General features: G+C 73.5%; 21 protein-coding genes and 1 tRNA gene. 16 read left to right on the plus strand and 6 right to left on the minus strand.

Features of this window, described 5'->3' with window-relative positions; all coding sequences use genetic code 11:
* Positions 1-18: 18 nt before the first annotated feature.
* Positions 19-1,266 (plus strand): hypothetical protein, encoded by a 1,248-nt coding sequence (locus tag EDD26_RS04635; RefSeq protein WP_123696636.1) that lies wholly within the window; start codon positions 19-21, stop codon positions 1,264-1,266.
* A 115-nt stretch (positions 1,267-1,381) separates the two neighbouring features.
* Positions 1,382-3,106 carry a maltose alpha-D-glucosyltransferase gene (gene treS / locus EDD26_RS04640; protein WP_123696637.1) on the plus strand — a complete coding sequence of 575 codons (1,725 nt, stop codon included), beginning with the start codon at positions 1,382-1,384 and terminating at the stop codon, positions 3,104-3,106.
* On the opposite strand, the gene EDD26_RS04645 is transcribed toward treS, so the two are convergent.
* Positions 3,099-3,797 carry an RDD family protein gene (locus tag EDD26_RS04645; protein WP_123696638.1) on the minus strand — a complete coding sequence of 233 codons (699 nt, stop codon included), beginning with the start codon at positions 3,795-3,797 and terminating at the stop codon, positions 3,099-3,101. The two genes, treS and EDD26_RS04645, sit on opposite strands and share 8 nt — an antisense overlap.
* A gap of 55 nt (positions 3,798-3,852) precedes the next feature.
* Here EDD26_RS04645 and EDD26_RS04650 point away from each other — a divergent pair, with 55 nt between their 5' ends.
* Both EDD26_RS04650 and EDD26_RS04655 read left to right on the plus strand, forming a co-directional pair.
* The gene (locus tag EDD26_RS04650) at positions 3,853-5,097 is read left to right on the plus strand and encodes an inorganic phosphate transporter (protein ID WP_123696639.1); all 1,245 of its coding nucleotides are present in this window, start codon (positions 3,853-3,855) and stop codon (positions 5,095-5,097) included.
* Positions 5,097-5,324, plus strand: coding sequence for a hypothetical protein (locus EDD26_RS04655; RefSeq protein ID WP_123696640.1), 228 nt, complete (start codon positions 5,097-5,099; stop codon positions 5,322-5,324). Before EDD26_RS04650 ends, EDD26_RS04655 begins: the two co-directional genes overlap by 1 nt.
* A 4-nt stretch (positions 5,325-5,328) precedes the next feature.
* Here the strand turns inward: EDD26_RS04655 and EDD26_RS04660 are convergent, their stop codons facing one another.
* Both EDD26_RS04660 and EDD26_RS04665 read right to left on the minus strand, forming a co-directional pair.
* Positions 5,329-6,024 carry a hypothetical protein gene (locus tag EDD26_RS04660; RefSeq protein WP_123696641.1) on the minus strand — a complete coding sequence of 232 codons (696 nt, stop codon included), beginning with the start codon at positions 6,022-6,024 and terminating at the stop codon, positions 5,329-5,331.
* 83 nt (positions 6,025-6,107) lie between these two features.
* A complete protein-coding gene (locus EDD26_RS04665) occupies positions 6,108-6,806 on the minus strand; it encodes a GOLPH3/VPS74 family protein (RefSeq protein WP_123696642.1) in 699 nt (232 codons plus the stop codon).
* A gap of 80 nt (positions 6,807-6,886) precedes the next feature.
* On the opposite strand from EDD26_RS04665, the gene EDD26_RS04670 reads away from it, so the two are divergent.
* Positions 6,887-7,891: a pirin family protein gene (locus tag EDD26_RS04670; RefSeq protein WP_123696643.1), complete on the plus strand. Its 1,005-nt coding sequence runs from the start codon at positions 6,887-6,889 to the stop codon at positions 7,889-7,891.
* A gap of 279 nt (positions 7,892-8,170) precedes the next feature.
* Positions 8,171-8,998, plus strand: a complete 828-nt coding sequence (locus tag EDD26_RS04675; protein ID WP_148058697.1) for a hypothetical protein — start codon at positions 8,171-8,173, stop codon at positions 8,996-8,998.
* A 58-nt stretch (positions 8,999-9,056) separates the two neighbouring features.
* On the opposite strand, the gene EDD26_RS04680 is transcribed toward EDD26_RS04675, so the two are convergent.
* Both EDD26_RS04680 and EDD26_RS04685 read right to left on the minus strand, forming a co-directional pair.
* Positions 9,057-9,638: an HhH-GPD-type base excision DNA repair protein gene (locus tag EDD26_RS04680; RefSeq protein ID WP_123696645.1), complete on the minus strand. Its 582-nt coding sequence runs from the start codon at positions 9,636-9,638 to the stop codon at positions 9,057-9,059.
* 86 nt (positions 9,639-9,724) lie between these two features.
* Positions 9,725-11,761, minus strand: a complete 2,037-nt coding sequence (locus EDD26_RS04685) for a DUF11 domain-containing protein (RefSeq protein ID WP_123696646.1) — start codon at positions 11,759-11,761, stop codon at positions 9,725-9,727.
* A 291-nt stretch (positions 11,762-12,052) separates the two neighbouring features.
* On the opposite strand from EDD26_RS04685, the gene EDD26_RS04690 reads away from it, so the two are divergent.
* The 8 genes from EDD26_RS04690 to EDD26_RS04725 all read left to right on the plus strand — a co-directional run bounded on the left by EDD26_RS04690 (position 12,053) and on the right by EDD26_RS04725 (position 20,534).
* Complete coding sequence (locus tag EDD26_RS04690) at positions 12,053-12,313, plus strand: hypothetical protein (protein ID WP_123696647.1); 261 nt, start codon at positions 12,053-12,055, stop codon at positions 12,311-12,313.
* Between the two features lie 47 nt (positions 12,314-12,360).
* Positions 12,361-13,734, plus strand: a complete 1,374-nt coding sequence (locus EDD26_RS04695) for a glucose-6-phosphate dehydrogenase (protein ID WP_123696648.1) — start codon at positions 12,361-12,363, stop codon at positions 13,732-13,734.
* A 71-nt stretch (positions 13,735-13,805) separates the two neighbouring features.
* A complete protein-coding gene (locus EDD26_RS04700; protein WP_123698447.1) occupies positions 13,806-14,504 on the plus strand; it encodes a DUF3159 domain-containing protein in 699 nt (232 codons plus the stop codon).
* Between the two features lie 212 nt (positions 14,505-14,716).
* Positions 14,717-15,298 (plus strand): protein-L-isoaspartate O-methyltransferase family protein, encoded by a 582-nt coding sequence (locus EDD26_RS04705; RefSeq protein ID WP_245989758.1) that lies wholly within the window; start codon positions 14,717-14,719, stop codon positions 15,296-15,298.
* Between the two features lie 121 nt (positions 15,299-15,419).
* Positions 15,420-16,595: a M24 family metallopeptidase gene (locus EDD26_RS04710; RefSeq protein ID WP_245989760.1), complete on the plus strand. Its 1,176-nt coding sequence runs from the start codon at positions 15,420-15,422 to the stop codon at positions 16,593-16,595.
* Complete coding sequence (locus tag EDD26_RS04715) at positions 16,592-17,794, plus strand: M20 family metallopeptidase (RefSeq protein WP_211333828.1); 1,203 nt, start codon at positions 16,592-16,594, stop codon at positions 17,792-17,794. Before EDD26_RS04710 ends, EDD26_RS04715 begins: the two co-directional genes overlap by 4 nt.
* Positions 17,795-17,854: 60 nt before the next feature.
* Positions 17,855-19,279, plus strand: a complete 1,425-nt coding sequence (locus tag EDD26_RS04720) for an MFS transporter (protein ID WP_123696649.1) — start codon at positions 17,855-17,857, stop codon at positions 19,277-19,279.
* Between the two features lie 73 nt (positions 19,280-19,352).
* Positions 19,353-20,534, plus strand: coding sequence for a zinc-dependent alcohol dehydrogenase (locus EDD26_RS04725; protein ID WP_123696650.1), 1,182 nt, complete (start codon positions 19,353-19,355; stop codon positions 20,532-20,534).
* Between the two features lie 43 nt (positions 20,535-20,577).
* Here EDD26_RS04725 and EDD26_RS04730 read toward each other — a convergent pair.
* Positions 20,578-20,661: transfer RNA gene (locus EDD26_RS04730), tRNA-Leu, on the minus strand.
* A gap of 92 nt (positions 20,662-20,753) precedes the next feature.
* Here EDD26_RS04730 and EDD26_RS04735 point away from each other — a divergent pair.
* Together EDD26_RS04735 and EDD26_RS04740 are read left to right on the plus strand one after the other, a co-directional pair.
* Positions 20,754-21,431 (plus strand): FHA domain-containing protein, encoded by a 678-nt coding sequence (locus tag EDD26_RS04735; RefSeq protein ID WP_123696651.1) that lies wholly within the window; start codon positions 20,754-20,756, stop codon positions 21,429-21,431.
* Positions 21,428-21,958, plus strand: coding sequence for an FHA domain-containing protein FhaB/FipA (locus EDD26_RS04740; RefSeq protein WP_123696652.1), 531 nt, complete (start codon positions 21,428-21,430; stop codon positions 21,956-21,958). Before EDD26_RS04735 ends, EDD26_RS04740 begins: the two co-directional genes overlap by 4 nt.

Raw genomic sequence — 21,958 nt, forward strand, 5'->3', positions numbered from 1 at the left:
CCACCCGAGGAGTCACCCATGCACCACCCCACCACCTCCCGCCGACGGCACCTCGCCGTCGCAGGCCTCGCGACGGCCGCAGCCATCGCGCTCGCCGGCTGCTCGACCGGCTCGGCCCCCGCCGCGTCCGAGACGGCCCCCGCGACGGCCGAGGCCTCGACTCCCGCCGAGCCTGGCCAGCGCCTCGCGATCGCCTATGACGGCGGGATCGCGGTGCTCGACGCCGCGTCGCTCGAGCAGGTCGCCGACCTGCCGCTCGACGGCTTCAACCGCCTCAACACCGCAGGCGACGGCGAGCACGTCCTCGTCACGACCGAGGGCGGCTTCCAGGTGCTCGCCACCGGCGCGACCGGCGGCGACGCCGAGCTCACCGACACGATGTTCCCGGCGACCACGCCGGGCCACGTCGTGCGCCACGAGGGCCGCACCGTGCTCTTCGACGACGGCACGGGCGACTTCCACCTGTTCGAGACCGATGCGCTGCTCGGCGCCGACGGGCTGCCCGAGATGGAGACGCTCGAGTCGGAGGCCGCCCACCACGGCGTCGCGGTGCAGCTCGCCGACGGCACCATCCTCTCGACGCTCGGCGACAGCGAGTCGCGCTCGGGGGTGCGCGTGCTCGACGACCACGGCCACGAGACGGCGCGGTTCGAGGAGTGCCCCGCGGTCCACGGGGAGGGCGTCGCCGCAGGCGAGGCCGTGCTCTTCGGCTGCGAGGACGGCGTGCTGACCTACATCGACGGCGCGTTCGCGAAGCTCGCGAGCCCCGACGCGTTCGGCCGGGTCGGCAACGCCTACGTCACCGAGGGGTCGCCCATCGCGGTCGTCGACTACAAGGACGACCCTGACGCCGAGGGCTCGCTGCTCCACAGCATCGCGCTCGTCGACACCGGTGCGATCAGGGACGGCGCGGTCGAGGACGGCGCGCAGCTCGACGTCGTGCCGCTGCCCGACCGCGTCTCGTACACCTGGCGCGGCATCGGTCGCGACGACGCGGGTGACGCGTGGCTGCTCGGCACCGACGGCGGCATCCACCGCATCGACGTCACCACCGGCCAGCTCGTCGACTCCTACCCGGTCATCGAGGCGTGGGAGGGGCCGTCCGAGTGGCAGGAGGCCCACCCCGCGCTGCTCGTCGACGGGGACACGGCCATCGTGACCGAGCCCGCCTCGAACGCGGTGCACCGCATCGACCTCGCGACCGGCGAGGTGCTCGCCACCGGCACGATCGCCGGGGCGCCGAACGAGCTCGCGCTCGCCGGCTGACCCGACCGCGGCGTCGGTGCCCGAGGGGCGCCGGCGCCGCGTGCGCGTCCATCGCCCTCGCGTGCGGATCCGTGGTTGGCTTGCGCTCCCAGGCACCGCACCTCGAGGAGCGCCCGTGAGCTTCACCTCCAGCTTCACCTCGCCCATCCCGATTATCGGCGGCAACGTGCCAGGCCTCGCCCTCGATCGCGACTGGCACCGCAAGAGCGTCTTCTACGAGGTGATGGTGCGCTCGTTCGTCGACTCGAACGGCGACGGCTTCGGCGACTTCCAGGGCCTCACCTCGAAGCTCGACTACCTGCAGTGGCTCGGCGTCGACGGCATCTGGGTGCCGCCGTTCTACCAGTCGCCGCTGCGCGACGGCGGCTACGACGTCTCGGACTTCAAGGCCGTGCTCGCCGAGTACGGCACGATCGACGACTTCAGCCACTTCGTCGCCGAGGCGCACGCCCGCAACATGCGCGTGATGATCGACATGCCGATCAACCACACGAGCGATCAGCACCCGTGGTTCCTCGCCTCCCGCGAGGACCCGGAGGGCCCGTACGGCGACTTCTACGTGTGGCGCGACTCCGATGACGGCTACCCCAACGTGCGCATCATCTTCGTCGACACCGAGGAGTCGAACTGGGCGTTCGACGCCGTGCGCCGCCAGTTCTACTGGCACCGCTTCTTCTCGCACCAGCCCGACCTCAACTTCGAGAACCCCGCCGTGCACGCCGCGATCGAGGACGTGCTGCGCTTCTGGCTCGACCTCGGCGTCGACGCCATCCGGCTCGACGCGATCCCCTACCTCTACGAGTCGGAGGGCGGCAACGGCGAGTCCGAGCCCGCCACCCACGAGTACGTGAAGCGACTGCGGCGCATCGTCGACGACGAGTACCCGGGCCGCGTGCTCATCGCCGAGGCGAACCAGTGGCCCGCCGAGACGGCCGCGTACTTCGGCACGGCCGCGGAGCCCGAGTGCCACATGGCCTTCGACTTCCCGACGATGCCGCGCATCTTCTACTCGCTGCGGGCGCAGAACGCGCTCGAGCTCAAGCGCATCCTCGCCGAGCAGGTCGACGTGCCGCCGGGCGCCGCGTGGGGGGTGTTCCTGCGCAACCACGACGAGCTGACGCTCGAGATGGTGAGCGAGGAGTACCGGCAGGCGATGTACGGCTGGTACGCCTACGACCCGCGGATGCGGTCGAACGTGGGCGTGCGCCGCCGGCTGTCATCGCTGCTCGACAACTCGCGCGCGGAGCTCGAGCTCGCCAACGCGCTGCTCTTCTCGCTGCCGGGCTCGCCGTTCCTCTACTACGGCGACGAGATCGGCATGGGCGACAACATCTGGCTCGACGACCGCGACGCATCCCGCACGCCGATGCAGTGGACGCCCGACCGCAACGCCGGCTTCTCGAACGCCGACCCAGGCAAGCTGTTCCTGCCGGTCGTGCAGTCGCTCGTCTACCACTACGCCGCCGTCAACGTGGAGTCGCAGATGGCGCAGGCGTCGAGCCTGCTGCACTGGATGCGCTCGGTGCTGCACGTGCGCCGCGCGCATCCGGTGTTCGGCCTCGGCGACATCACGGTGCTCGACACCGACAACGACGCCGTGCTCGCGTTCGTGCGCTCGTACGAGGGCGACGGCAGCTACGCCGGGCCGAGGGCCGAGCGCGTGCTCTGCGTCTTCTCGTTCAGCCACAACCCGGTGCACGTGACGATCGACGCCCCGCAGTTCGCGCGCGCCCGGCTCAACGACCTGTTCGGCGGCGGCCAGTTCCCGACGATCGCCGAGGACGGGCGCTTCTCGCTGACCTTCGGCACCCAGTCGTTCTACTGGCTCGGCCTCAGCTGACGCCCCGGCGCGGCGCGCGGACGACGATCGTGCGCGCGGCCTTGTCGTGCAGCGCCTGCCCGCGCGGATCCCACAGCGGCCACAGGTGGTCGACGATGCTGAAGACGCCGGCGAAGAAGCCGAGCCCGGCGAAGCCGCTCAGCAGCTGCGGGGCGCCCTGCTGCACCGCCCAGCGCACGATCGCCGCCCGCGCGTCCGGCAGCCGGTCCTCGTCGCGCATCCGCACCCGGATGCCGACGAGCATCTTGCCGGGCGTCTGGCCCTTCGCCATGTGGAAGCCCACGTTGTAGCAGAAGTAGGCGATCGCGCCGATCACGATGCTCGCGATGGAGGCGGGGCTGCCGGGCGCGCTGAGCGCCTCGAGCTCGGCGAACGCGGCCTCGTCGCCCTCCGCCGCTCGGCCGACCAGGCCGAACCAGCCGAACGCGCCGAGCACGACCATGGCGAGCACCACCATCGGGATCATGTCGAGCAGGTAGGCGCCGAGGCGAGCGCCCCAGCTGGCGGTCTGCCGCTCCGGCTCCGGGACGTCCTCCCACGGGGCGGGCGACCAGGTCGGCTGCGCGGCCGGGTCGCGCGTCTCGGCGAGCCACTGCAGGCCGTTCCACCAGCGCTCGATGCCGGGCGTCGCGGCGTACGGATCCGGGTACCACCCGGGCGGCTGCGAGGACGGCGGCGGCGTCGAGGTCATGCCCCGATGCTACGGCGGTTGGACGCCGAGGGCGCCGGTGGTGGAGACTGGCGCGATGCAGGAGACCGTCATCCTCGCGATCGTCGTGGTCGTCGCGCTCGCGTTCGACTTCACGAACGGCTTCCACGACACCGCGAACGCGATGGCCCCGTCCGTCGCGACCGGCGCGCTCAAGCCGAAGCCGGCCGTCGCCCTCTCCGCGACCCTCAACCTCGTCGGCGCGTTCCTCTCGATCGAGGTGGCGCGCACCGTGGGGTCGGGGATCGTCGACCTCACGGGCGTGGACGGCGAGAGCCTCATGCTCATCGTCCTGTGCGGGCTCACCGGCGCGATCGTGTGGAACGTGCTCACGTGGCTCTTCGGGCTGCCGTCGTCGTCGAGCCACGCGCTCTTCGGCGGCCTCATCGGGGCGACGATCGCGGCGCTCGGCCTCACCGGTGTGCTGTGGGGCGGCGTCGCGCAGAAGATCCTCATCCCGGCGCTGCTCGCGCCGGTGATCGCCGGCCTCGTCGCCTTCTGCGGCACGTGGCTCGTGCAGCGCGTGACCGCGGGGCTGAGCGAGCGGCGCGAGCGCACCGACTTCCGCTGGGGCCAGATCGGCGCCGCCTCCCTCATGTCGCTCGCGCACGGCACGAACGACGCCCAGAAGACGATGGGCGTCATCTTCCTCGCGCTCGTCGCGCACGGGACGCTCGACCCGGAGGCGGACATGCCGCTGTGGGTGCGGGTCGTCTGCGCGGTGGCGATCGCCGCCGGCACCTACATGGGCGGCTGGCGCGTCATCCGGACGCTCGGCAAGGGCATCGTCGACATCTCGCCGCGGCAGGGCATGTCGGCCGACTTCTCGAGCGCCTCGATCATCCTCACCTCGAGCCACCTCGGGCTGCCGCTGTCGACCACGCACGTGGCCTCCGGCTCCGTCATCGGCTCGGGGGTCGCCCGCACGGACGCCAAGGTGCGCTGGTCGGTCGCGCGCCGCATGCTCATCGCGTGGCTCATCACCCTGCCCGCGGCGGGTGCCGTCGGCGCGCTGTGCTTCGGCATCGCCAGCATCTTCGGGCACCTGGGCGGATCGATCGTCGTCACCCTCCTGCTGCTCGCCGCGTGCCTCGTGATGTGGCTGCGCTCGCGCGCGAGCCACGTCGGCCACCACAACGTCACCGAGGAGTGGGACCAGCCGAAGGCGGAGCGCAAGCGCGAGATCGACCGCGAGCTGAGCGCGGTCGCGTCCGGCATCGCGCCGCTCGCGAAGCCGCGGAAGCGCAAGAAGCGACCCAAGCCCCGGACGGAGGACCGCTGATGGGCTTCGACCTGGGCGCGCTCGCCACTGCCATCGTCTCGGTGCTCGCCGTCGGGCTGCTGCTCGGCGCGGGCATCCCGGTCGTCTACGCGCTCGCCATCCGCTCGCTCGAGAGCCACCGGCCCGGCTCGACGGCGGTGGCCGGCCTGCTGCTCACGCTGTGCGCGCTGCTCGCGATCGCGGGCATCGTCGTGATCGTCTTCGGCAAGCAGCTCTTCGGCATCTGACGCGTCAGCGCCGAGCCGCGTCGCGCTGCACGCGGTCGTAGGAGGGCTGCCGCGCTCGCCGCGCCCAGTCGTACTGCTCCGTGCCCGGCAGCGGATGCCGCCCGGCGTCGAACCGCAGGAGCGGATCCAGCGGGCCGGGCTCGCGCATGAGCTCCAGCTCGGCGAACGGATGCCACGCCCCGCGAGGGCGCGCCACGAGCAGGGTCAGGCGCCACGGCTCCGACTCGAGGCGCTCGCCGAGCGCCTCCGGCGTCATCGGCAGGTCGGCGGGTGCGCGGGTCCGCGCGGCGACGAGCACCGGGCCGGTGGGCGTCCGGTACGGGAACAGGGAGCCGAGGTGCGCGCGCGACGGCGAGCGGTGCAGCAGCAGCCAGAAGCGCGACGGCCAGCCCCGCCCGGTCGACGCGAGCTCGAGGTCGGCCCGGCCGTCGTCGCCGTCGACCTGCACGGCGAGGCCGATCACGTCCGGCAGCGGGGCCGGGAGGCCCGCGGAGCGAGACGCGCGCGCGAGCACGCGCACGGGCACAGCGTCTGCCCCGTCGAACCACGGGACGCCGGTCCGCAGCGCGCAGCCGGTGCGGCGGAGGGAGCCGCGCAGCTGCACGCCGTGCGGGTGGATCGGGTGGGGCCGTCGGACCGACGCGAGCACGGCGAAGCCGGCGCCCAGGGCGTGGCCGATGACGGTCGAGACGTGCGGCATCCGTCGTGCCTCCTCGGTCGGTCGAGCGGTCGCCCCATCCTGGCACCGCGCTCCTGCGCCGCAGCCGGATCGCGGCTTGGCGCCTAGGAGCCGCTCGACGTCATCGGCACGATCATCGTCACGACCATGATCGCCACCATCGCGGCCTCGATCGCCTCGATCGCGGCGCGCACGGACGCGCTCGCCCAGCTCGCGCTCGCGAGCTCCTCGCCGCGGCGCTCGAGCGCCTCCTTCGGCAGGTCGGGGAACACCGCGGGCAGCGCCTTGGCCCCGTGCAGGATCGCGAGCGCCGTCGCGACGCGCGGCTCGTCGCTGCCGTCGAGCACCGCGCGCGCCCTGGCCTGCAGCGCATCCTCGACCGCGCGGCGCTCGCCGCGCTCCCAGCGCTCGCGCCAGGTCATGCCGAGGAAGCGATCCTGCTCGCGCGCGAGCACGCCGGCGGCCGCGAAGTCGTCCGTCAGGCGCCCGCGCAGCCTCCCGCCCGGGGTGCGCGTGCCGCCCCAGCCGGCCACCCGCTCGATCGCGGCCTTCGGCGTGCGCCCGGCGACCTCGGCGACGAGCGGCTCGAGCCGCGCGTCGGTGCCGCCGGTGGCGGCGACGAGGGCGCCCTCCGGCGAGCCGGGCTCGCCGGCGCCCGCGAGCCGCATCCGCCCGTCGAGCAGCAGCTGCGCAGTCGCAGCGGCCGCCATCGCGATGCCGAGCGACGAGTCGTCGATGAGCGGCGTGCCCGCCTCGTCGTCGATGGCGAGCAGGAGCACGGCTTCCGGGATCGTGAGGTCCATGCCCGCCACGGTAGGGCGGCGCCCGGCCGGGCGCCTCCACCGGCCGACGGAATCCGCGCGGCGGAGACTAGCGTGGACGCATGAGCAACGACGAGGCGCTGCTGGTCGAAGGGGCGGAGCGAGCCTGCATCGACGAGGCGCGCGCGGCCGGCGTCGAGCTGCTGCTGCCGCGCGAGGTGCCGCTCGGCGGGCCGCGCGCGCTGCCGGTGCTGCGCAGCCTGCCCAACAAGCACCGCCACATGATCGGTGCGTGGTGCTTCGCCGACTCCTTCGGGCCGGTCGACATCAGCGACGGCCCGGGCATGGATGTGCCGCCCCACCCGCACACCGGCCTGCAGACGGTCTCGTGGCTCGTCGAGGGCGCCATCGCGCACACCGACTCGACCGGCGCGCAGCACACCGTGCGCCCGGGCGGCGTCAACGTCATGACCGCGGGGCACGGCATCTCGCACAGCGAGTACTCCACGAGCGACACGGCCGTGCTGCACGGCGTGCAGCTGTGGACGGCGCTGCCGCTCGACCACCACGACGTCGAGCCGTCGTTCGCGGGCGTCGACGACGTGCCGAGCGCGCGGCTGCCGGGCGGCGCGACGGTGCGCGTCTTCGTCGGCTCCCACGCCGGGGCCACGAGCGCCGCGCCCACGTTCTCGCCGCTGCTGGGCGCCGAGCTGCGCATCCCGGGCGGCGCGGAGGCGCAGCTCGCGCTCGAGGAGCGCTTCGAGCACGGGGTGCTCGCGCTGACGCCGGGCATCGCGCTCGACGACGTGCCCATCGGCGTCGGCGAGATCGGCGTGCTCGAGCCCGGGCGCGCCTCCGCGATCGTGTCGGCGGAGCGCGCCGACGGCGTCGCGATCCTGCTCGGCGGCGTGCCGCACGAGGAGGAGGTCGTGATGTTCTGGAACTTCATCGGCCGCGACCACGCCACGGTGCAGCGGGCGCGCGAGGCGTGGATGGCGGAGCGCGAGGCACCGACCGATGCGCGCCCGCGCTTCGGCGTCGTCGACGACGGCTCGGGCACGACGCTGCCGTCGCCGCGCATCCCGACCGTCGAGCTGCTGCCGCGGGGACGCGCGAAGCGGCGCTGACCCGCGCGCGGTAACCGCGAGCGCTTCGCCTCGATTGGGCGCGGCACTTGCTGAACGTGCAAGATGCCGGTGGGGCAGGGAGGCACCCTCGCTCAGGCGCCAAGGGGGACCATGACGACACCAGCGCCGTCGAGCGCGCACCGACGCGCCTTCGGCACGCCTGGTGCGGGGCTGGCGTCGGCGCGAGGCATCGCTCCGAGCCTCGTGCGGGCAGGGACGAAGGGTGAGGAGCTCCTCGCGTCCTACTCGCTGCAGGCGCTCCAGCGGAACCCGAGCATGATGGTCTTCTTCTCGTTGCGGCCGCCCGGACAACGGGGCGACATCGACCAGCTCCTCTGGGCCGGTGGCCAGTTCTGGCTCATGGATGCCAAGCACTGGAGGGGCGCCGCCGGAGGCGTTCCGCTGCGCTACGAGGTCATCTCGCGCGAAGGTGACCAGCTCCACTTCGTCCGAAATGGCCAGCCCTTCAAGGGCGGCCTCGTCAACACTCCGAAGCAGCTCGACCTCTGGCGACGCTACTTGAGCCCGCACCTCGTGACGTCCGTCATCGTGCTCACCAATCCAGAGGCGGAGGTCGCAGCGGACGCATCTAACCGCCGCACCCTCGTGCTCACCGCCTCAGGTCTGCAGGCGTGGTTCGACGGCTTCGGCGTAGAGGGGTCAGCGCTCGATCAGGTCTGGGTGGAAGAGCTCGCCCGGCGAGCGTTCGAGATGCCGCGACCGGGCCCTGCCGCCCCAGCGCCGACTCGGAGCTCGCCTCCGTCGCAGCGCTACCCATCGCAGCAATCACTGCAGCACCCGTCGATCCACTCGGGGATCGGCGCGTCCCGGCCTCGACCTTCGAGCCCCTCCCGGACTGCCGGCTGGATGCTGCTCGTCGCCGCACTCCTCGCCTGGATCGCGCCGGCCGTCGGCGTGGTCCCGGCGCTGGTGGCGACCGTAGGCGGGCTGGTCGTGCGCAAGCGCCTTCGCGCGGCAGGCGCCCGATCGACCCTGGTCGCGCTCGCGACCGGGATCGGCATCGGCGCCCTGATCGTCAACATCGCCATGCTCGCGACCGCTGCGTACCTGGTGACGACCGGCGTCGCGCCCGGCATCCCGTCATGAGCGACGGGCGCGCCGTCGCCTGTCGCGCGCACACGTCCGCGCTCGGCCTGAGGCTCGATCAGCCGGCGGCCTCCTTCGCGGCGGCCTTCGCCGCCTGCTTCGCCTTCCGCACCTCGGCGAGCGAGTCGGCGTCGACGATGTCGGCCACGGAGCGCTTCGAGCCCTCCTCGCCGTAGGGCGCGGACGCCTCCCGCCATCCCGCACCATCGAAGCCGGCGCGCTTGCCGAGCAGCGCGAGGAAGATGCGCGCCTTCTGCTCGCCGAAGCCCGGGAGCGCCTGCAGCCGACGGAGCACCTCCGCGCCGTCCGGATCGCCCGATCGCCAGATGGCGCCGGCGTCGCCGCCCCACTCGTCAGCGACGACCGCGGCGAGCTGCTGCACGCGCTTCGCCATCGAGCCGGGGAAGCGGTGCACCGCCGGCTTCTCGGCGAACGCGGCCTGGAACGCGTCGGGGTCCATCGTCGCGATCGCCGCCGCGTCGAGGTCGCCGAGCCGGTCGCGCAGCTTCGCAGGCCCCGCGAACGCCGTCTCCATCGGCACCTGCTGGTCGAGCAGCATGCCCGTCAGCAGCGCGAAGTCGTCGTCGGAGAGCAGGCGGTCGGCGGCGTCGTCGCCGGTGAGGTGGAGCTCGCGCGTCATGGCCACAGCCTGCCACGGCGCATCCGCCCGGGACAGGGCCGAGCCCCCGCCTGGTCACGACAGACGGGGGCTCGGGGTCGGTGGGGTCAGCGGGGCATGAGCTCCCGGGAGCGGACGAGCAGCAGCCCGCCGGCGACGAGCAGGGCGAGCGCGAGGCCGATGCCGCCGAGCGGGATCTCGCCGCCGCTGCGGCGCGCGGCCGGCAGCGCGTGGCTCGCGCGCAGCGTGACCATGTTCGTGGGCGCGCTCTCGACGTTGTCGCTCGAGAGCGACGCCGCGCTGTCGAAGGCGACCCGCACGGTGGTCCCGTCCGCCTGCGACGGGACGCCCGGCACCGTCGCCTCGATTGTCACGGTGACGACGTCGCCGGGCGCCATCGTCCCGATCGTGATGCGCTGCGTGCCGGTGGCGTCGTCGAGGTCGACGGTGCACGGCATCGAGCAGCGGGCCGCCTCGTCGACGCGCAGGCCGTCGGGCAGCCGGTCGAGGAGCACGACGCCGGTGCTCGGCGCCTCGCCCACCGCCCGCACGACGATGCGGAACTGCACGCTGTCGCCGAAGCGGACGGTGCCGTCGGACGACATCCACGCCCCGTTCACGCGCTCCCACACCGATTTCTGCGCCGTCACCGACCCGGCGACGACGCGCGTGTGCAGGCACGCGGCGTTGTTCGAGGGCCGCTCGCAGCCGCCCGCGGGCACGGCATCGTCCTCGGTCGAGACGGTCGCCCCGCTGTCGAGCGTGCCGGCGACCGCGTCCGCCGCGATCGCGACCCGCAGCTCGAGCCGCACGGCGGCGCCGGATCCCAGCGCGGCCGGGTCGATCGCGCAGGCGACGGTGCCGCCGTCGGCGGCGCAGCCCGCCCCGCTCACGAAGCGCATGCCGGTCGGCAGCGCCACGGCGACCGCCACCGGCTCGTCGTGGTCGACGGCTCGGGCGCCGAGGTTGCGGACGAGCAGCGAGAGGCCGGTCTCGCTGCCGACCGCCACGACCTCGTCGCCGCTCGCCGTCAGCTCCAGGTCGACGGCCCCGTCGTCGCGCCCGATGGTGCAGGTGACGTCGATGGCGCCGGTGATCACGAGCGTGTCGCCCTCGAGCGACCCGCCGGTGCAGCTCCACGCCCCTGCCGCGTAGCCCGCGGGTCCGGCGGCGCCCAGCCGGTAGGCCCCGGCCGGCACCGGTGCGACGGTGACGGCCGGCGCGCCGCTCGGGCCGCCGATCTCGACGGGTCCGGATGCGCTGAGCGTGAAGTCGGCGAGCGTGGCGTCGCCGCCGTCGTCGGTCGCGAGCACCTGCACGAGCGTGAGCGTGGGGTAGCGCAGCTCGGTCTGCTCGCAGTCGACGTTGTTCGACGCGCCGCACGCCGCGGGGACGGGCGCCGCGTCGTCGTCGGTGGAGACGGATGCGACCGTCACGAACGCGCCGGCGGTCGCGCCCGCGTCGAACCGGAGCGCGATCGACAGCGACACAGCTGCGCCGGCGGCGAGCGCCGCCGGGTCGATGCCGCACGTGACGATCCCGGCCGACGCCGAGCAGCCGCCGGGCACGGCCGTCACGACGGCGCCGACGGGCACGGCCGCGATCGCGGTGACCGCCTCGTCGAGGTCGACGTCGCGGGCGCCGAGGTTGTGCACGCCGATCGCGAGGTCGAACGCGCCGCCGTTCGCCGGGGCGGCGCCGCCGTCGTCGAGCGTGAGCGCGAGGTCGACGGGGTGGTCGTCGAGCACGACGGCGCAGGTCACGTCGTCGCCGGCGACGAGCGTCACCGTGGCTTGGTCGAGGACGCCGCCGGTGCACGACCATGCGGAGGCGCCGTACCCGCCCCTGCCGCCGGTCACCTGCAGCGCGTAGGCGCCGGCCGCGACGGGCGTGCCGGTCACCGAGGGGTCGCCGCTCGCGCCTCGGATGGGCGTCGGGCCGACTGCCTCGAGCACCCACTCGCCGAGCGCGGCATCCCCGCCGTCGCCCCCGTCGACCTCCGCGAGCAGGGTGAGCGTGGCCGTGACCTCGTCCGGCTCGTGCGGCGGCTCGGTCGCCGCCGCGGGTGCCGCGCCGAGCGGCGCGAGCAGGCTCGTGGTGATGGCGACCGCGGCCGCGAGCGCGCGGTGCCCGCGGTGGCGCACGCGCGGCGCGGCGTGGCGGGGCGTGCGCGACCGGGGCGCGGGAGCCCCCGGCGCGCGTCCCCGACCCTCTGCCCGCATCGTCCACTCCCGGCCGCGGCGCCGCAGCGCCTGGCAGCGCGCTCGGGCCTCGCACGGCCCTCGTCGCAGTTGCTGCGACCAGCAAAGACCCGCGAACCGTCAATCGCAACAGTGTCCGCAAAAGCCTGACGACAACGTCGGGCGGTGCTGAGGAAGCCGATCGGTGCCGCGATCACCAGCGGCCTCCGAGGCTCCTGCTGCGACCATGGGGCCATGGAGACCAAGCGATCCAACCCGTGGGCGTGGTGGGCGTTCGGGATCGGCCTGGTCGGCCTGGTCCTCATGCCGATCCCGTTCTTCATCGGCGTCATCTTCGGCGGCGGCCCCGCGGCGATCGCGGGCATCCTCGCGATCATCGCGCTCTTCAAGTCGCGCCACGCGGGCGGCCGCGGCATCGCCCCCGCCGTCGTGGCGCTCGTGCTCGTCGCGCTCACCTTGGCGGGCATCTCGGCGGGCGGCGGCATTTGGTGGTGAGCCGCCCCGCCTGACGCGCCCCCAGCCGGGGATGCGAGGATCGGGCCATGGCACCGAGCCGCTCGACCACCCTGCTCATCCTCGGCGCATCCGGCGACCTCACGAGTCGCCTGCTGCTGCCGGGCATCGCCACGCTGCTGCGATCGCAGCCGTCGCGCCGCGTCGAGATCGTCGGCGCCGATCTGCGCGAGCTCGCCGCGGGCGACTGGCACGATCGCGTGCGCACCGCGCTGAACGTCGGAGGCGCCCAGGGCGCGGCTGCGAAGGCCGTGCTGTCGTCCACGCGCTACGTAGCGACCGACGCCACCGATCCGGTCGCGCTCCGCGCACTGCTCGACAGCATCGCGTGCGACCGGCTCGTCATCTACTTCGCGCTGCCGCCGCACATCACCGAGCTCGTGTGCGGCACCCTCGAGCAGATCGGCGTGCCCGACGGCACGATCCTCGCGATCGAGAAGCCGTTCGGCGACAGCCTCGAGTCGGCGCGGCGCCTCAACGCGCTCGTCACCCGCATCGTGCCCGAGGAGCGCATCTTCCGCATCGACCACTTCCTCGGCCTGCACACGGTGCTGAACCTGCTCGGCCTGCGCTTCGCGAACCGGCTGCTGGAGCCGACCTGGGACCGCGACGGCATCGAGCGGGTCGAGATCCTCTACGACGAGACCGTCACGCTCGAGGGCCGCGCCGGGTACTACGACCGCAACGGCGCGCTGCGCGACATGATCCAGTCCCACCTGCTCCAGATCATGGCGCTCATCGCCATCGAGCCGATCGCGAGCGTCGGTGAGCGCGACCTCCGCGACGCGATCAGCCAGGTGCTGCGCGCGGCGAGCGTCGTCGACCCCGTCCGGCACTCGCGCCGCGCGCGCTACACCGCGGGCGCCGTCGAGGGGCGGGACGTGCCCGACTACGTCGCCGAGGAGGGCGTCGACCCGTCGCTCGGCACCGAGACGCTCGCGGAGGTGCAGGTCGAGATCGCGAACCCGCGCTGGGCGGGGGTGCCGTTCATCCTGCGCTCCGGCAAGTCGCTCGCGGGCGTGCGCAAGCGCGCGATCGTGCACTGGAAGGCGCCCGCGCACGTGCCGAAGGGGCTCTCGGGCCGCGACACCCCCGATCGCTTCGTCATCGACTTCAAGCCCGACGGCTTCGAGCTGCACCTGACGACGAACGGCAAGGGCGACCCCTTCACCCTCGAGCAGACGGTGCTGCGCGGCGAGCTGGGCGGCGGGTCGCTGCTGCCCTACGGCGAGGTGCTGGCGTCGATCCTCGACAGCGACCCGCGGCTCGCGGTGCGCGGCGACGCCGCCGAGGAGTGCTGGCGCATCGTCGAGCCGGTGCTCGACGCGTGGCGATCGGATGCGGTGCCGATGCACGAGTACCGGGCGGGCTCGCGCGGCCCGCGCGGGTGGCGCACGAACTGAGCCGCAGCCCCGCCCCGGCCGCCTGGCGGCCCGATGCCGGCCCGGGATAGCCTCGCTCCGTGGCGCGCCCGATGTCTGATCTCCCCGGCGACGCCGCCGATCCCCCGCCCATCGGCGAGCGTGCCGACGCCGACCCGACGCGCGAGGAGTCGCTCGCGCGGCTGCTCGGCGGCGGCCGGGCGGCCGTCGAGGGCAGCGTGCCCCCGGTCGGGTTCCTCGTGGGCTGGCTCGCGAGCGACGGCGACCTCACCGCATCCGTCGTCTGGTCGCTCGCCGCGAGCGCCGTCGTCCTGGTGCTGTCCGTCGTGCAGCGCCGCACAGCGCGAGCGGTGCTCATCGGCATGCTCGCGACCGCCGTCGCCGCGATGATCGCCCAGCAGACGGGTGAGGCACGCAACTTCTTCCTCGTCCAGCTGCTGTCGAACGCGGCGAGCGCGCTCGCGTGGATCGTGTCGATCGCCGTGCGCTGGCCGTTCCTCGGCCTCATCGTCGGCGGCCTCATCGGCACCCGGACGCGATGGCGCCGGGACCCCGGGCTGCTGCGCGCGTACAGCCGCGCCTCGTGGGTCTGGGTGGCGCAGTACGTCGTCCGCGTCGCCGTCTTCACGGTGCTGTGGTGGCTCGACGAGGCGACCTGGCTCGCCATCATGCGCGTCGCGCTCACCTACCCGCTCATCATCGCCTGCGTCGCGATCTCGGGCTGGGTGCTGTTCGCATCGATCCCGCGCGGCCACCCCGGCATCCGCGCGCCGCAGGTGCCGCTCGGCTGACGGCCTCGCGCCCGTCCACAGCCGACGACCGGACCGTTGCGGCGGGGTGGCCGTCGGCGTACAGTCGCGGCCAAGTCGAGCGGTGCGGACAGACCAGGCGCCTTCACCAGACCTTGCGAGAGCGCAAGCGCCCATGAGCCAGTCCGCACCGCTCCATCACGCCGCGGCAGCGGCCCTCGACCTGCGCAGCGCGCGGGCGTAGCGTGCGATCCGTGAGCGAGCTGCACGTCGAGCCAGGGGTCGTCGAGCGGGTGCGCGCCGCCATGGCGGCGACGCCGCGCGCGACCTTCCTGCCGCCCGTGGTGCGGCACCTGGCCGACGTCGACCGCCCCGTCGGGATCGGCTGGGACGCCACGAGCTCGCAGCCGTCCACGGTCGCCCGCATGCTCGAGCTGCTCGACGCCGGACCGGGCGACCGGGTGCTCGACGTCGGCGCCGGCTCCGGCTGGACCGCGGCTATCCTCGAGGAGCTCGGCGCTGCCGTGATCGGCGTGGAGCTCGTGCCGCAGCTCGTCGAGACCGCCAACGCCAACCTCGCAGCGCACGGCAGCCGCGCGCGCGTGCGGCAGGCGACGCCGCACATCCTCGGCCTGCCCGACGACGCGCCCTTCGACCGCATCCTGGTCTCGGCCGACCTGTGGCGGATGCCCGACGCGCTCGTCGCGCAGCTCGCCGACGGCGGCCGGATGGTCGCCCCCGTCGCGGGCCGGATGACCGTCGTCGACGTGCGCGACGGGCGGCCGCGCGCGCGGGAGGACCGGGGCCGGTACGCCTTCGTGCCGCTGCGGGAGTGACGGCGCGGGCACGACGGCGCGTGCATGACCGGGCCGTCGGGACGGCGCGGGCACCGCGCGGCTCCGGCGGGACCCGGCGGCCCCCGGCATAGGGTTGCTGGACCGACTCGAGGAGGCATCCGTGCGCCCCAGCCCCGAAGCGCTGACCGACCGGCTCGCCCGCACGCGCGCACGCATGCAGGCGTCGGGGCTCGACGGGCTCGTGGTCGTCGACCCGGCGAACCTGCACTACCTCACCGGCTACGACGCGTGGTCGTTCTACATGCCGCAGCTGCTGTTCGTGCCGCTCGTCGGCGAGCCGCTGCTCATCATGCGGGCGATGGACGCCGGCGGCGCGCACCGCACCGCGCAGACGCCGCCCGAGCGCATCCTGGGCTACCCCGAGGCGCTCGTGCACCAGCAGGCCGTGCACCCGTTCGACTGGGCGGCGCAGCAGCTGCGCGAGCACGGCTTCGCGCAGCGCGGCCGCGTCGGCTTCGAGGCCGACGCCCACTTCTTCTCGGTGCGCGCGTTCCACGCCCTCGAGCGCGGGCTGCCCGAGTGGCAGCTCGTCGACAGCCACGAGCTCGTGAACTGGGCGCGGCTCGTGAAGAGCCCGGCCGAGCTCGAGCTCATGCGCAAGGCCGGCCGGGTCGCGTCGGCCGCGATGCAGGCCGGGATCGACGCCGTCACGGAGGGCGCCCGGCTCAACGACGTCGCTGCGGCGATCCAGTTCGCGCAGGCGACCGGCGTCGAGGGCGCGGAGGGCGACTACCCCGCGATCGTGCCGATGCTGCCGACCGGCGAGTCGGCCGACACCCCGCACATGACCTTCAGCGCGCGTCGGCTCGGCGCCGGCGAGGCCGTCTCGATCGAGCTCGCGGGCGCCCACCACCGCTACCACGCGCCGCTCGCGCGCACGCTGACGCTCGGTCGCCCCGACGCGCGGCTCGAGCGGCTCGCCGACATCACCGCCGAGGGGCTCGCGCTCGTGCTCGACGGGCTGCGTCCCGGCCGTGCGGTCGCCGACGTGCACGCGATCTGGGCGCAGCACATCGCGCAGCATGGCGTCGAGAAGCCCTCGCGGCTCGGCTACTCGATCGGCATCGGCTACCCGCCCGACTGGGGCGAGCGCACGGTCTCGGTGCGCGGCGACGACACGACGGTGCTCGAGCCGGGCGTCTGCCTGCACATCATCGCGGGCATGTGGATGTCGGGCTACGGCTGCGAGCTGAGCGAGTCGATCGCGATCACCGCCGACGGCGTCGAGGTGCTCACGAGCGCGCCGCGCGAGCTGATCGTGCGAGGCGACGCGTGACGGATGCCGCCGGCAGCGTCGACGCCGACCTGGAGCGGGCGCTCGCGCTCGTCGACGAGGCGACGATCGTCGCCGACGCATCCTCGCTCATCCTCGCGGCGAGCGAGAACCCCGGCGGCACCGAGCTCGTCGCCGTGCGGGTGCTCGAGTCGATCGCGTCGCGGCTGGGCGGGCGCAGCCGCCGCGAGCCGGTCGCGCCGGATCGCCCCAACCTGTCGATCCGCTTCGGGCCAGACCCGACCGAGGCGATGCCCGGCATCCTCATGCTCGGCCACAGCGACGTCGTGCCGGCGGGTGAGGGCTGGGCGGCCGACCCGTTCAACCCGCGCGTCGCGGACGGCTGGCTCACGGGCCGCGGCGCCGCCGACATGAAGGGCGGCATCGCCGCGGCGCTGCAGGCGCTCGCCGCCGTGCACACCGTGCGCCCCGAGCTGCCGCTCGAGCTGCTCGTGACCGTCGACGAGGAGGACCTCGCGACCGGCATCGAGGCGCACCTCGCGGCGACCGACGCCGCCTCCGTCTACCGCGCGTGCATCGTCGCCGAGCCGACCGACCTCGCCGTCGTCATCGCCTGCCGGGGCGCCGCCAACCTGCAGGTCGAGGTGAGCGGCCGCGCCGCGCACGCCGGCCGTCCCGAGGACGGCGCGAGCGCGATCACGACCGCGGCGCGCATCGTCGACTGGATCGCCGACGACCACGCGCGGCTGCGCGCCGGCGCCGCCGGGCTGCTGGGCTCCGCCACCTGGAACGTGGGACGCATCGAGGGCGGGCACGGCACCTCGATCGTGCCGGACCGCTGCACGCTGCTCGTCGACCGGCGGCTCATGCCGGGCGAGACCGGGGCGGAGGCGCTCGGGCAGCTCAGCGCCGGCATCGAGGGCGCGCTCCGCGACGACGGCTGCACCGCCGAGGCCTCGCTGCTCATGGAGATGCCCGGCTTCGAGACCGACCGCGCGCATCCGCTCGTCGCCGCCGCCGTCGACGCGCTCGTCGCCGAGGGCGCTCCCGCGCCCGTCGAGGCATGGACGGCCGCGTGCGAGGGCGGCTTCATCGCGCGGCACCACGGCTGCCCGACGATCATCCTCGGCCCGGGCGACATCACCGGGCAGGCGCACCAGCCGGACGAGCGCGTCCGCATCGCCGACCTCCACGCCGCCGCCCGCGCCTACGTGCGCCTCGCCCTCCACCTGCACCGCTGACCACCGCCCTGCACGACCGCACACCCCGCACGATCCACCCATCCGGAAGGGATACGGCCCATGACCGAGCAGACAGCACCCGCACACCCCGAGAGCGGCCCGCCGCCCATCACGCGCGAGATCGACCTCTCCCCCGTCCAGCGCACGACCGTCCGCAAGTCGGTCATGGGCGCCATGGCGGGCAACGCGATCGAGTGGTTCGACTACGGCATCTACGGCTACCTCGCCGTGCACCTCTCGACGCAGATCTTCGGCGGCTCGGAGGACGCGATCCTCTGGACGCTCTTCGGCTTCGCCGTCTCGTTCCTCGTCCGCCCGCTCGGCGGCGCGATCCTCGGCCCACTCGGCGACCGCATCGGGCGCCAGAAGGTGCTCGTCTTCACGATCATGATGATCTCGGTCGCCACCGCCGCCATCGGCCTGCTGCCGACCTTCGAGCAGGTCGGCTGGCTCGCACCGGTGCTGCTGTTCCTGCTGCGCATCGTGCAGGGCTTCTCGGCCGGCGGCGAGTACGCGGGCGCCGCCGTCTACATGGCGGAGCACGCGCCCGACGACCGCCGCGGGTTCTGGGGGTCGTTCCTCGAGTTCGGCACCCTGCTCGGCTTCTCGCTCGCGGCCATCCTCGTCACCGCGCTCGAGGCGATCGTCGGCAGCGACGGCATGGAGGCCGGCTGGTGGCGCCTGCCGTTCCTGCTCACGCTGCCGCTCGGCCTCATCGCCCTCGCCATGCGCGCGCGCCTGCACGAGTCGGCCGTCTTCGAGGAGGCCAAGGAGCAGGACACCCGGACGAGCGCCTGGCAGACGCTGCGCGACCTCGTGACGCAGCAGCCGAAGCAGCTGCTGAAGATCATGGGCATCACGATCCTCATCAACACCGCGTTCTACCTCGTGCTCACCTACATGCCCACGTTCCTCCAGACCTCGCTCGACATGGACGGCACGCAGGCGGGACTCATGCTCGTGGGCGTCCAGCTCGTGATGATGGCGGTGATCATCCCCATGGGGGCGCTCACGGACCGGATCGGGCGACGGCCGCTGCTGCTCACGGCCGCGATCGGGTTCACGCTGTTCTCGGTGCCGGCGGTGATGCTGCTCAACACCGGGAACCTCGTGCTGCAGGTGCTCGGGCTTGCGATCTTCGGCCTCTTCCTCGTGATGCTGCTGTGCAACATCTCGGCGTCGCTGCCGGCGCTCTTCCCCACCACGGTGCGCTACGCGGGCTTCGCGCTCGGCTACAACGTCGCGACGTCGCTGCTCGGCGGCCCGGCCGGCCTCATCAACGAGGCGCTCATCGAGCAGACTGGCTCGACGCTCGTGCCCGGCTTCTACATGACCGTCGCCGGCATCGTCGGCCTGCTCGCCATCCTCACGTTCAACGAGACGGCCGGGCGGAGCCTGCGCGGCGACCGGGTGCCGGGCGACGACGACCAGGACCGCCTCGCGATCGGCGAGGCGCTCATCGGGAAGGTCGCGAAGGACCGCTGAGCGCGCGGGCCGGGACCTCCACGTCTGCTCCGAATCTCAGCCGATCTGTACCCCACCGGCCTAGCGTGGAGGCATGAAAGCACTCACCTGGCAGGGCAAGCGCAAGGTCTCGGTCGACGAGGTGCCGGACCCGCGGATCCAAGAGCCGACGGATGCGGTGATCCGCATCACGTCGACCGCGATCTGCGGGTCCGACCTCCACCTCTACGAGCTGTTCAGCCCCTTCCTCAAGAAGGGCGACATCCTCGGGCACGAGCCGATGGGCATCGTCGAGGAGGTGGGCTCGGCGGTCTCGAGCCTGCAGCCGGGCGATCGCGTCGTGATCCCGTTCGTCATCGCGTGCGGCAGCTGCTTCATGTGCTCGCGCGGCCTGACGACGCAGTGCGAGACGACGCAGAACCGCGACCAGGGCGCCGGCGCCGCGCTCTACGGCTACACGTCGCTCTACGGCTCGGTGCCCGGCGGGCAGGCCGAGCGGCTGCGCGTGCCGCTCGCCGACTTCAACGCGACCAAGGTCGGCTCCGAGCTGCCCGACGACCGCTACCTCTTCCTCAGCGACATCCTGCCGACCGCCTGGCAGGGCGTCGCCTACGCCGGCCTCCAGCCCGGCGAGACGCTCGGCGTCATGGGCCTCGGCCCGGTCGGGCAGTTCGTCGCGCGCATCGGCCGCCACCTCGGCCACCGCGTCATCGCCGTCGAGCCGGTCGCCGAGCGCCGTGCCATGGCGGAGCGCTACGGCGTCGAGACGCTCGACATGGACCACGCGACCGACGCGCTCACGGACCTCACCGAGGGCCGCGGTCCCGACCGGATCGTCGATGCCGTCGGCATGGAGGCGCACGGCGCGCCCGGCACCGCGACCGCGCAGCAGCTCGTCGGCGCGCTGCCCGACCTGCTCGCGAAGCCGCTCATGAAGCACGCGGGCCTCGACCGGCTCTCGGCGATGCACACGGCCTTCGACGCCGTGCGGCGAGGCGGCACCGTGTCGCTCAGCGGCGTCTACGTCGGCTCGGCCGACCCGATGCCGATGATGACGCTCTTCGACAAGCAGATCACGCTGCGGATGGGCCAGTGCAACGTGCAGTCGTGGCGCGACGAGCTGCTGCCGATCGTCGAGGACCCGGCCGACCCGCTCGGCACCGCCGACCTCACCACGCATCGCGTGCCGCTCGAGCAGGCGCCCGACATGTACGAGATCTTCCAGAAGAAGGAGGACGAGTGCATCAAGGTCGTCCTCGAGCCGACCGCCCACTGATCGGGCAAGCGAAAGGCCCCGGGGTGGAGCCCGGGGCCGTTCGTGCGCGAGGGGGGACTTGAACCCCCACGTCCTTGCGGACACTGGCACCTGAAGCCAGCGCGTCTGCCAATTCCGCCACTCGCGCGAAGCCTGGTCGGAACCGGGCAACCACACGAGAATATCAGGTTCCTAGGCTCGGCAGGTACGCTGACGGCGGCAAAGGACGGTGATACATCCATGGGATTCCTCGATTCGATCGAGCGCGGGCTCGAGAAGGCCGTCAACGGCGCCTTCGCGAAGACCTTCCGCTCGGGCGTCGAGCCGGTGGAGATCGCCAGCGCGCTCAAGCGCGAGCTCGACACGAACGCGTCGGTGGTCTCGCGCGATCGCATCCTGGTCCCCAACCGCCTGACCGTCCGGCTCGCGCCCGCCGACTTCGAGCGCCTCCGCCGCCTCGGCGACGCGCTCCTCGACGAGCTGACCGGCACCGTGCAGGCGCACGCGCGCCAGTCGGGCTACTCGTTCGCCGGCGCGATCGACCTCGGCCTCGAGCCCGACGACGGCAAGACGACCGGCATGCTCGAGATCGTCTCCGGCACGGAGGCCGGCGAGGTCGTCTGGACGGCGGTCGTCGACATCAAGGGCAAGCGCCACGCGCTCCGCCGCGGCCGCACGGTGATCGGCCGGGGCTCGGATGCCGACATCACGGTCGACGACGCCGGCGCATCCCGCAAGCACGCCGAGATCGTCTGGGACGGCACCCGCGCCCAGGTGAGCGACCTCGGCTCCACGAACGGCACGACCCTCAACGGGCGCGCGCTCAGCAGCGCGCTGCTCGAGCCCGACTCCATCATCGACATCGGCGCCACGCGCATCGTGTACCGCGTGCTGGCGCAGCCGAAGGGGCGAGCATGAGCGAGCTGACCCTCATCATCATCAGGATCGGCTTCCTCGCGCTCCTGTGGCTGTTCATCTTCATCGTGCTCTACTCGCTGCGCAGCGACCTGTTCGGGCCGCGCCTGACGCCGCTGCAGCGCGTCGCCGTGCAGAGCCAGCAGAACCGCGCGGCCGCGGCGGGCGCGACCGCACAGGCACCTGCCCCGGCCGACACCCCCACGACCGTCACCGAGCGCGTCGCGCCGAGCGGCGGCGCCGCGAGCCGGGTCGTCATCACCTCCGGCCCGCGCGCCGGCCTCGAGCTCGACCTGCCTGAGACGGGGCTGTCGATCGGGCGCTCGAGCGGGTCGGGCCTGCAGATCAAGGACGACTACACGTCGAGCGCGCACGCCAAGATCGTGCGCTGGCGCGACCAGTGGATGGTGCAGGACCTGGGGTCGACGAACGGCACCTACGTCGACGGCAAGCGGATCACCGAGGCGACCCCGGTGCGCGTCGGCAGCTCGGTGCGGATCGGGACCACCACGTTCGAGCTGAGGCGCTGA

It is taken from the genome of Agrococcus jenensis (genome assembly GCF_003752465.1).
GTDB lineage: Bacteria > Actinomycetota > Actinomycetes > Actinomycetales > Microbacteriaceae > Agrococcus > Agrococcus jenensis.